At 59.2% G+C, this 10402-nt stretch carries 11 protein-coding genes and 1 tRNA gene; 4 read left to right on the forward strand and 8 right to left on the reverse strand.

The window, feature by feature from the left end:
• Nucleotides 1-222 (forward strand): hypothetical protein (locus ACOCD2_RS06220; RefSeq protein ID WP_305800195.1); only part of this gene is annotated, 222 nt, incomplete at its 5' end.
• A gap of 96 nt (nucleotides 223-318) precedes the next feature.
• Here the strand turns inward: ACOCD2_RS06220 and ettA are convergent.
• The 8 genes from ettA to ACOCD2_RS06260 form a co-directional block, all read right to left on the reverse strand.
• Complete coding sequence (ettA, locus tag ACOCD2_RS06225; protein WP_293645937.1) at nucleotides 319-1986, reverse strand: energy-dependent translational throttle protein EttA; 1668 nt, start codon at nucleotides 1984-1986, stop codon at nucleotides 319-321.
• A 23-nt stretch (nucleotides 1987-2009) separates the two neighbouring features.
• A complete protein-coding gene (gene folD / locus ACOCD2_RS06230; protein ID WP_293645935.1) occupies nucleotides 2010-2870 on the reverse strand; it encodes a bifunctional methylenetetrahydrofolate dehydrogenase/methenyltetrahydrofolate cyclohydrolase FolD in 861 nt (286 codons plus the stop codon).
• Nucleotides 2871-2942: 72 nt separating this feature from the next.
• On the reverse strand, nucleotides 2943-4298 hold the full coding sequence (locus ACOCD2_RS06235) for a tetratricopeptide repeat protein (protein ID WP_293645933.1): 1356 nt from the start codon (nucleotides 4296-4298) through the stop codon (nucleotides 2943-2945).
• Nucleotides 4295-5308, reverse strand: a complete 1014-nt coding sequence (locus tag ACOCD2_RS06240; protein WP_293645931.1) for a vWA domain-containing protein — start codon at nucleotides 5306-5308, stop codon at nucleotides 4295-4297. Before ACOCD2_RS06240 ends, ACOCD2_RS06235 begins: the two co-directional genes overlap by 4 nt.
• Nucleotides 5301-6338 (reverse strand): VWA domain-containing protein, encoded by a 1038-nt coding sequence (locus ACOCD2_RS06245; protein WP_293645929.1) that lies wholly within the window; start codon nucleotides 6336-6338, stop codon nucleotides 5301-5303. Before ACOCD2_RS06245 ends, ACOCD2_RS06240 begins: the two co-directional genes overlap by 8 nt.
• Nucleotides 6335-6841 (reverse strand): DUF4381 domain-containing protein, encoded by a 507-nt coding sequence (locus ACOCD2_RS06250; RefSeq protein ID WP_293645927.1) that lies wholly within the window; start codon nucleotides 6839-6841, stop codon nucleotides 6335-6337. Before ACOCD2_RS06250 ends, ACOCD2_RS06245 begins: the two co-directional genes overlap by 4 nt.
• On the reverse strand, nucleotides 6838-7761 hold the full coding sequence (locus tag ACOCD2_RS06255) for a DUF58 domain-containing protein (RefSeq protein WP_293645925.1): 924 nt from the start codon (nucleotides 7759-7761) through the stop codon (nucleotides 6838-6840). Before ACOCD2_RS06255 ends, ACOCD2_RS06250 begins: the two co-directional genes overlap by 4 nt.
• 6 nt (nucleotides 7762-7767) lie before the next feature.
• On the reverse strand, nucleotides 7768-8724 hold the full coding sequence (locus ACOCD2_RS06260; protein ID WP_293645923.1) for an AAA family ATPase: 957 nt from the start codon (nucleotides 8722-8724) through the stop codon (nucleotides 7768-7770).
• A 200-nt stretch (nucleotides 8725-8924) separates the two neighbouring features.
• On the opposite strand from ACOCD2_RS06260, the gene tpiA reads away from it, so the two are divergent.
• The 3 genes from tpiA (at nucleotide 8925) to ACOCD2_RS06275 (ending at nucleotide 10227) form a co-directional block, all read left to right on the forward strand.
• Nucleotides 8925-9680: a triose-phosphate isomerase gene (gene tpiA, locus ACOCD2_RS06265; RefSeq protein ID WP_293645921.1), complete on the forward strand. Its 756-nt coding sequence runs from the start codon at nucleotides 8925-8927 to the stop codon at nucleotides 9678-9680.
• A 20-nt stretch (nucleotides 9681-9700) separates the two neighbouring features.
• Complete coding sequence (gene secG / locus ACOCD2_RS06270; RefSeq protein WP_293645919.1) at nucleotides 9701-10129, forward strand: preprotein translocase subunit SecG; 429 nt, start codon at nucleotides 9701-9703, stop codon at nucleotides 10127-10129.
• 13 nt (nucleotides 10130-10142) lie between these two features.
• Nucleotides 10143-10227 (forward strand) — tRNA-Leu (locus ACOCD2_RS06275).
• Nucleotides 10228-10402 lie beyond the last annotated feature (175 nt).

The raw sequence follows: 10402 nt of genomic DNA on the forward strand, positions 1-10402 counted from the left end.
GCCCAGACAATTGGCTCCCGCTCAATCCGGGTGACCTGCTCGGAAGAGCCGGATGCGGGAAATCCGCACGTCCGGTTCTGTGAGGGTGAAAGCCAGCAATGGCCGATCTACTCGACTAGCCCTGATTTATCGGGGAAAAGTGTCCAACCTGCCGGGCTGATGCCTGCTGCAGGGATGTATCTCAAAGTTCAGGCATCGATAGGCCGGTATTTGATGCGATGAGGGTAAGCCGGACACTCATGTCGGTGGCATGAGGAAGCCGGCGCACGACCAGCAGGGAAGCTGGGATGGATCTTGGCTACAGGGATGTATCCGTGCTCAGGCGTCGATGCGACGGTATTTGATGCGATGGGGCTGATCCGCCGCTTCACCCAGACGCTTCTTGCGGTCCGCTTCGTAGTCTTCGTAATTTCCCTCGAACCAGACGACCTTGGAATCACCTTCGAAAGCCATGATATGGGTGGCGATGCGATCGAGGAACCAGCGGTCGTGAGAGATGACCACGGCACAGCCGGGAAAGGTCAGCAGCGCTTCTTCCAGGGCGCGCAGGGTTTCCACGTCCAGATCGTTGGTGGGCTCATCGAGCAACAGCACATTGCCGCCGGAGCGCAGCAGCTTGGCCAGGTGCACGCGGTTGCGTTCCCCGCCGGAAAGGTCGCCGACGCGCTTCTGCTGGTCGGAACCCCGGAAGTTGAAATGGCCCACATAGGCGCGGGACTGCATTTCGAAGCGTCCGACCACGATGATGTCCTGTCCGTCGGAGATTTCTTCCCACACGGTCTTGTTGTCGTCCAGGGAATCCCGGCTCTGGTCCACGTAGGCCAGCTGCACGGTGGGGCCGATGCGCAGTTCACCACGGTCTGCCTGTTCCTGGCCGGTGATCATGCGGAAGAGGGTGGTCTTGCCCGCACCGTTGGGACCGATGATGCCCACGATGCCGCCGGGGGGCAGGTTGAAGCTCAGATCCTCGAACAGCAGACGGTCGCCGTAGGACTTGGCCAGCCCATTGGCCTCGATGACCAGATCCCCGAGGCGCTCACCTGGTGGAATGTAGATTTCATTGGTCTCATTGCGCTTCTGGAACTCCTGACTCTGCAGTTCATCGAAACGCTGCAGGCGGGCCTTGGACTTGGCCTGGCGTCCCTTGGGATTGGAGCGCACCCATTCCAGCTCCTTCTTCATGGCCTTGATACGGGCGGCCTCCTGCTTGGCTTCCTGCTCCAGGCGGGCTTCCTTCTGTTCCAGCCAGGAAGAATAATTGCCCTCCCAGGGAATGCCGTGGCCGCGGTCCAGTTCCAGTATCCAGCCGGCGACGTTGTCGAGGAAATAACGGTCGTGGGTAACAGCCACCACGGTACCGCTGTATTCGTGCAGGAAGCGTTCCAGCCAGGCGATGGATTCGGCGTCCAGGTGGTTGGTGGGCTCGTCCAGCAGCAGCATGTCGGGCTTGGACAGCAGCAGCTTGCACAGGGCCACGCGGCGGCGTTCACCGCCTGAGAGTTTGCTCACGTCCGCTTCCCAGGGCGGCAGGCGCAGGGCTTCTGCCGCCACTTCCAGCTGGCGCTCTATCTGGTGGCCGTCTGCTGCCTGGACGATGTTTTCCAGCTCCGCCTGGCGCTTGGCCAGGGCATCGAAATCCGCATCCGGCTCTGCGTAGGCAGCATAGACCTTTTCCAGCTCGTCCATGGCTTCCTTCACCTCGCCGAGGGCTTCCTCGATATTGCCACGCACGTCCTTGCTTTCGTCCAGCTGGGGTTCCTGGGGCAGATAACCCACGCGAATGCCGGCCTGGGGACGGGCTTCACCATCGAAATCCTGATCCAGCCCCGCCATGATTTTCAGCAGGGTGGATTTGCCCGAGCCGTTCAGACCCAGTACGCCGATCTTGGCGCCGGGGAAGAAGGACAGGGAAATGTCTCGCAGGATAGTGCGCTTGGGCGGGACCACCTTGCTGACGCGGTTCATGGTGAAAATGTATTGAGCCATTGCGGATTTTCCGGTGTGTGATTTCAGGTGTCGCTGTTGTGCAGGATTGCGGCCTGCTGGGTGTTTTCCAGCAGGGTGGCGATAGTCATGGGGCCGACGCCGCCGGGGACAGGCGTGATCCAGCCCGCCACTTCGCTGGCCGAGGCAAAGTCCACGTCGCCGCAGAGCTTGCCGTCGTCCTTGCGGTTGATGCCCACGTCGATGACGATGGCGCCCGGCTTTATCCAGTCGCCCTGCACGAACTCCGGCCTGCCCACGGCGGCGACCACGATGTCTGCGCCGCGAATCTTGTCGGTCAGGTTCTTCGTACGGCTGTGGCAGACGGTGATGGTGCAGCGGGCCATGAGCAGTTCCAGTGCCATGGGGCGTCCCACGATGTTGGACTGGCCGATGATCACCGCATCCTTGCCTGCCAGTTCCATGCCTGTGCGTTCCAGCATGGTCATCACGCCCTTGGGCGTGCAGGGGCGCAACAGGGGCATGCGCAGCACCAGTCGCCCCACGTTGTAGGGATGAAAGCCGTCCACGTCCTTGGTGGGCAGGATACGCTCTATGACCGTTTCCTCGTCGATCTGTTCCGGCAGAGGGAGCTGTACCAGGATGCCGTCGATCTCTTCGCGTTCATTGAGCTCATCGATGAGTGTCAGCAGCTCGTCTTGCGCTGTGTCGGCTTCCAGGCGAATCAGTTCGGAGAGGAAGCCCACTTCTTCGCAGGCTTTCTGCTTGTTGCGGACATAGACCTGGGAAGCGGGATTGTCGCCGACCAGAATGACCGCCAGCCCCGGTGGGCGCTGGCCGCTGGCGGTAATGGCTGACACTTCCGCCTGAATGGTCTTGCGCAGGTCGGCGGCAATGGCCTTGCCATCGAGGATTTGTGCACTCATGTTTGGTTACCTGAAGTTTGGACGCTGCAAAGCGGGAATTCTAACCGCCCCCTGACATTCTGCCAAAGGGATTTACCAGGGGCGGGTCTCGCGCAGCGGCGCTGAACGGTCGCTGACGGCGCGACGCTCTTCCAGCATGAACTGGTTGCGCATCAGGTAGGCCGGGTTGCCTTCTGCCTGCTGCAGCCATTGCTCCATCAGGCTCATGCTGCCTTTACCGCCGGCCTGTGCGTCCTTGCCGCTCTGGGTTTCATCGGTAGGCTGCTGTTCGGCATCAGGCGTGGCCTGATCGCCCTGCTGGTCGAATTCTTCCACGGCCGCCTGTTCCTTGCCGGCATCTTCGCTGCTGAACGTCTCGGTTTCCCGGGCTGCCGAGCCGGGCCTGCGCTCTCCTGGTGGCTGCTCTCCCGGCGCCATTTCTTCGCTTGTCTGCTCTTCCGCAGAAGATTCGGGCTTTTTCTCATCCTGTCCTGGCTCCTTGCCCGGCTGCTCTTTCTGCTCGCCTTCCTGCTCTTCACCCGGCTGTTTCTCTTGTTGGTCGGCAGACTCCTGCTCCTTGCCGGCAGATGGCTGCTGTTCTTCGGATTGATCACCGCCCTTGTCTTTCTTATCTTCCTGCTGTTCCTTGCCTGCCTCGGCCTCCTGCTTCTGTTCCTTGTCTCCGGAGGAGGACTCCTGTTCCTGCTGCCCTTCGGAGGATTGTTCCTCGGACTTTGTTTCGCCGCCGGATTGCTCTTCCTCCGATTGCTCATCGCCAGAGGACTGCTGTTCTTCCGATTTCTGCCCGCCTGAAGACTGCTGTTCTTCCGACTCCTGCTCACCGGAGGATTCCTGTTCCTCGGATTCCTGTTCGCCAGACGACTGTTGCTCTTCGGACTCCTGTTCTCCGGAAGATTGCTGCTCTTCTTCCTTTTGATCGCCGGATTCCTGTTTTTCCTGCTCTTTTTCAGATTCCTGCTTTTGTTCCTGCTCCTTGGATTCCTGTTCTTTCTTTTCTTCTTCTTTCTTTTGCTCTTCTTTTTCCTGGAGGGCCTTTTCCTGCTCGGCCTCGGCAAGCTGGGCGACCACCAGTGACAGGTTGTAGCGGGCATCAGCGTGTTCGGGATCGCGTTTCAGTGCTTCGCGATAGGCCTCGGCTGCGGCTGGCAGGTCGTCGAGCTGAAAGAGCGCATTGCCCCGGTTGTAGAGCGCCTCGGTACGCAGTTCCTCATCGGTCACCTGCGAAAATTCCTCGGCAGACCTTTCGTATTGCCCGGCGCGGTACAGGGCGATACCGCGGTGCCAGTGATCCCTGAACAGGCTGGCTGCCTTGTCGTAATGGCCTTCCTGGTATTGTTTTAGCGCTGTCTGCTGGCTGTTTTCGAACAGGTCGGCCCGGGCGTTGCCCAGCGCCAGCAGAAAGAGCAATAGAGCTGGTAGGATTCTCATGAAGACTTCCTCGCGAACCGGTTACCACGACCAAATAGGTACATGATGAGGAAGATGGCGGGAATCAGCGGCAGGTAGAAACGCTCATTCCAGACTCTGGTAGGCATTTCCTGCATCTGTTGCTGATCAGCTTCTGCAATGACGAGATCGAGAATCTTCTGCACATCCTTCTGGTGGTAGTCCGCCACCTGGAACAGGCCTTTGCCGTGGTCGGCCAGTTTTTTCAGCTGCGGAATGTTCAGCCGCGAGACCGGGGTGCGGCCACCGGCAGTATAAACAAAGCGTTCGGGCACCAGTCCGCCAACTTCCGTACCCACAGCGAGAATATGCAGGTGGATGTTTTTCGCGGCAAGCTCGTCGACTTTCTCCAGCAATTTCGGCTCATCGAAATCACCGTCGGTAATGAGCAGGATGTGACGTGAAATCTTGCTGTCATCCCCCAGCAGCAGGCCGGCTTTTTCAAGGGCATTGCCCAGGCGGCTGCCGGGGAGCCGGACCAGTTCGGTGGAAAGGCTGGGAAGCACGCGTTCCAGGGTTTCCATGTCCTCGGTTACAGGAGCCACGACGTGAGCCACGGTGGCGAAGGCAATCAGACCCATGCGGATGCCGGGATTGAGCCTCAGCAGATCCTGGATTTCCTGCTTTGCGCGGGCCAGGCGGGAAGGGCGTACATCGCTGATATTCATGGAGGCGGAAATGTCCAGCAGGATGACCAGTTCTGCCGCTGGCTGAAAGGCGGAAATGCGCTCGTAGTCCCATCTGGGGCCGGCCATGGCGATACTGAACAGTGCCCAGGTCAGCATCCAGGCAGTCAGCACGCGGCTGCTGCGGCGCTGACTGCCGCGTACTTCGCCGGTCAGGTAGGGCAGCAGTTTGGCATCGGCATAGCGTGATTCCAGGCCCTGTCGCTTCAAGGGGCGGCTGTAGTGCAACCACAGCCAGACCATAGGCAGCAGGAACAGGGTCAGCAGCCAGAAAGGCTGTGCGAAATGCAGGCAGGATTCAGGCATGGCCGATCCTCCGCAGTTTTCGCAGGCGGGCGCCGGGGAACAGACCCAGCAGCAGCAGGGCCAGCATGGCCAGGCCCAGGGGCCAGCGGAACAGGGGGTAGGGCACGTACACGGTGCGTGATTCAGCGCGGGTCTTTTCCAGTTCGTTGATGCGCTGGGAGATCTTTTCCAGAGCATCGGTATCGCTGGCGCGGAAGTATTCACCGCCGGTGACTTCGGCCAGTTCACGCATCAGGGTTTCGTCGAAGCCTAGGTCGCTGCGCGTTGTCAGGCGTCCATCTTCCACGATGGGAACTTCCTTCTGGTGACTGCCAACGCCGATAGTGTAAATGCGGATGCCTTCTTTTGCGGCGAGTTTGGCCGCTTCCAGTGGTGGAATGGTGCCGGCGGTATTTTCACCGTCGGCGACCAGAATCAGTACCCGGGAGCCCGGTGGGCGTTCGCGCAGTTTTTTCACACCGAGGCCAATGGCATCACCCATGGCAGTGCCGTCGCCGGCGATGCGGGGCACCAGGTTGAGTAACAGTTGTTCAACGCTTTTCCTGTCCAGAGTCAAGGGTGAAAGCACGAAGGCCTGGTTGCCGAAGATGATCAGTCCCACGCGGTCGTTCTGCCGCTGGTCCAGGAAGCGTCCCATGACGCCCTTGACCACCTGCATACGTGTCACCTGCTGCCCCTTGACACTGAAATCCAGGGCTTCCATGGAATGGGAGGCATCCACGGCGAGCATCAGATCGTAGCCTTCGATGCGTTCCTCGGTATGAGGTTGCAGCCACTGGGGACGCATCAGGGCAAAAGTCAGGCCGAGCCATAACAGCACGATGAGCAGGTTTTGAATCAGGGAGCCGGTACTGCGTTGCGGCCGGGCGGCTGCGAAAGCGGACTGCAGGCTGGCCAGGGACGGGTGCAGCAGGGTGGTGCGGCGTTGGCGCTGGTCCTGTTCCACCGAGCGCCGGCTGCGGGACAGCAGCCATTGTACTGTGGGCAGAATCAGCAGAAAGACCATCCAGGGCCAGTGGAAGTGCATCATGACCGTGCCTTCCTGTCGTATCTGGCCCAGTTCAGTGCGGCGTTGATAAGCTTTATGACCTGCTCCTGACTGACGCTCGCATACCCCGGCGGCGCATAGGGTACGGTGATCAGCACGGTGGCTTTTTCCTGCCAGGCAAAGCTGGCGGGGTCCTGCTGTTGCAGCCAGGCCAGCCAGTCCTCGCCGGTGAGTCCCGCGGCCTGTTCCCGGCCCAGGCGGGTGACGGCGATGCGCCGCAGCAGTTCTGACAGTTCTCTCAGGCTCTGTTCGGGGGTGAGTTGGCGGGAAAGCTTTTTCAGTGCCAGAAGCTGGTTGCGGGCATCCCGGTGCCAAGTGCCGGGCGGGTAGGCGCGCAGGTTGCGAAAGCCCCACCACAGGAGAACTAGCAATCCCAGCACAGCTGCAGCCAGCAACCACCAGCCGATGGCCGGCGGCCACCAGGAGACCTGATCCATCTTCAGTTCATGGATGTCCCGCATGCGGGCCAGCAGATCGGGATTCACAGCCAGGCCCTCATGCGCAGGCGTCTTTCCAGTCCGTGCATCAGTGCGGTATGAACATCCTCGTTGGTACGCACAGGAATGACGGCGATACCCAGCCCGTTGGCCATTTGCTGCAGCTGTTTGCGGCGTTTCTCCCAGGCCTCCCTGTATCGCTCGCGGCCCTTTTCGTCTGCGGTGTTGACGGTGAGGAGTTCACCGCCAGCGTTACGAAACAACACTTCACCCATGTCGGGCAGGTCATGGTCGGCGGGGTCGTCGATGGGAACCAGCACCACGGAATGATGCTGGGCCAATTGTGACAGTGCGCGTTTCAGACCTTCAAGCGGTTGGTTGAAATCGGCGATGACGAACACCAGACCACCGGTGCCTATGCCACGGCTGGCCTTGAGCAGAATATCGGGCAATTGCTCCGGAGCGGGATTGGTGGCGGTTTCCGGTTCGGTCGTGAGTGCGTGCAGAAGACGCCACAGCGCACGGCGGTCCTTGGTGGCGCGGAAGTAGCTGCTTTCCTGGTGCGGATCGGCAAACAGCACGCCACCGACGCGGTCGTGCTGGTGGTTGGCCGCCCAGCCAAGCAGTGCGGCGGCGCGGGCGGCCTGTATCGACTTGAAGGTACCGCGTGTGCCGAAGTTCATATGGGATCCCTTGTCCACGCACAGCATGACGCTGCGTTCGCGTTCCTCGCGGAATACCTTGAGGTGGGGATCGCCTGTGCGTGCGGTGACCTTCCAGTCCATGTTGCGGATATCATCACCTTCCTGGTATTCCCGCACTTCCTCGAAATTCAGCCCCTGGCCCCGGAATACGGAGCGATAAAGTCCGGCGAAAGAGGAATTGACCAGATGATGGGAGGCCATCCCCAGGGCGTGGGCCTGGTGACGCAACTCCAGCAGGTCATCCAGAACAGGCTGCAGACTCATGGGGAATTAAGGAATGGCAACCAGGGAAAGGAGACGCTGGATCAAATCGTCCGTGGTGATGCCTTCGGCTTCCGCCTCGAAGCTGAGCAGTACCCGGTGGCGCAGAATATCCGGTGCGATCTGCTGGATATGGCCGGGAGAAACGAACTTGTCCTCGTCCAGCCAGGCACGGGCGCGGGCGCAGCGTGCCAGCGCCAGGCTGGCGCGGGGTGAGGCACCGAAACGGCACCAGCGCGCCAGTTCTTCATCATAGACGGCGGGATTGCGTGTTGCCTGCACCAGGTCGACGATATACTGGTTGAGTTTCGGATCCAGGAACAGCTCGGCAGCAGATTTGCGCATGGCGAACAGGGATTCCTGGGGCAGCGGAGTAGGCGGAGTGGTTTCCTGAGCCTGCTGGCGGTTGTGGTCGAGCTCGAGAATCTGCAGCTCTTCTGCATGAGTGGGATAGTCGACGACCACCTGCATCAGAAAACGGTCCAGCTGGGCTTCGGGCAGTTGATAGGTGCCTTCCTGTTCCACGGGGTTCTGGGTGGCGAGCACCATGAACAGTTCAGGAAGAGGATAGGTTTTCTGTCCGACAGTGATCTGCCGTTCACCCATGGCCTCGAGCAGGGCAGCCTGTACTTTGGCTGGCGCCCTGTTTACCTCGTCTGCCAACAGTATATTATGGAAAAGCGGGCCGGGGCGAAATTCAAACTCGGCCTTCTCGTGACGGTAGATGTCGGTGCCCACCAGGTCTGACGGCAGCAGGTCCGGGGTAAACTGCACGCGGTGGAAATCACCTTCGAGTGCTTCCGAAAGGGCGTTGACTGCGGTGGTCTTGGCCAGTCCAGGCATGCCTTCCACGAGAAGATGTCCGTCCGCGAGGAGGCATATGAGCATGCCGTCCACGAGATTTTTCTGGCCGATAACTTTTGAACTTACGTGATTGCGAACAGTTTCGAGATCCTTTGGTGTCATACTGCCTTGCTGCTTTGATGGATTATTATCTTTTTAATCCTGCGCTCTTTTGAGTCTTCACGCAAGACTTTCTGTCATGGCCGGTGGATGGGCGGAAATATTATTATTGATAATTCTGTTTCAATTGGTAAACTACGCGGCTTGATTTTTCCGGAACACCCTGAACATCATGGCGGGTGATTTCGATCAGGAGTTTAGATATGCGTCAACCGTTGGTAGCTGGAAACTGGAAAATGAATGGATCGCTGGCGAGCGTCAGGGAACTGCTGGCTGGCTTGAAGGCTGGAATTGCCGAAGTCAAGGTGGCTGAGGTCGCTGTTTGTCCGCCTGCGGTTTTCATTCCCGAAGTGCAGGCGCAATTGAACGGTACGCCTATCGCCTGGGGTGGTCAGGATGTTTCTGTTCACGAGTCCGGCGCATACACCGGCGAGATCGCAGGTTCCATGCTGACAGATTTCGGTTGCAAATATGTGATCATCGGCCACTCCGAGCGCCGTACCTATCATGGTGAGACGGACATGCTGGTGGCCGAGAAATTCACCGCTGCGCGCAAGGCAGGTCTCGTACCTCTGTTCTGTATTGGTGAAACCCAGGAAGAGCGTGAGTCCGGTATTACAGAAGAAGTCGTCGCCCGCCAGATCGATGCGGTCATTGAGCATTGTGGTGTGGATATGCTGGGTGAAGGTGTCATCGCGTATGAACCCGTTTGGGCTATCGGCACCGGCCTGACCGCCAGCCCCGAGCAGGCGCAGGAAGTGCACGCATTCATCCGCGGGCGGGTTGCAAAAAGCAGCGCAGCAGTGGCCGAAGGACTGCGCATCCTGTACGGCGGCAGCATGAAGCCTGACAATGCGGCTGAGCTGCTGGCCAAGGCGGACATCGACGGCGGTCTGATCGGCGGTGCTTCCCTGGCAGCCAAAGATTTTCTGGGCATCTGTACTGCCGCCAACGATTAAGGACACAAGAGACACAGTCAATGCATACAATTCTGGTCGTAGTTCATCTGTTTCTGTCTATCGGACTCATCGGGCTGATCCTGATCCAGCACGGCAAGGGTGCGGATGCCGGAGCAGCTTTTGGCAGCGGTGCTTCTTCAACGGTATTCGGTGCGCGGGGATCGGCCAATTTTCTGAGCCGCACTACCGGTGTGCTGGCCCTGCTGTTCTTCATCACCAGTCTGACGCTGGCCTGGATGGCCATGCAGACAGCCCGTGATTCCGGTCTGATGATAGACGCGCCGTCGGTAGAGACGCAGCCGATTCCTGCGGCAGAGTCAGACCTGCCTGTGGTCCCTGGTGCCACGGGTGATTCCGATGTGCCTGTCGTTCCGGCGACACCTGCGGAAACAGCAGTACCTGCACCCGTTGCACCAGATGCAGCGAAGACAGAGTCTGAACAAAAGTAGTTTGAAAGTTTATGCCGAAGTGGTGGAATTGGTAGACACGCTATCTTGAGGGGGTAGTGGCGCAAGCCGTGCCGGTTCAAGTCCGGCCTTCGGCACCATTCGAAAAACAGTATCCGGTCTTCGGGTACTGTTTTTTTATGCCTGTAAAACATTTTACTAGAGTTTAGAGTTTCAGAGGAGAAAAACCACTAAAAATCTCAAAAAATAGTTGACATAGCAAGGCGCGGCCTCTCAGAAGAGAAATCAACACAAACTTCTGGAGGCCGCTATGGA

It is taken from the genome of Thiolapillus sp., from assembly GCF_048562965.1.
In the GTDB taxonomy this organism is placed as follows: Bacteria; Pseudomonadota; Gammaproteobacteria; order Chromatiales; family Chromatiaceae; genus Thiolapillus; species Thiolapillus brandeum_A.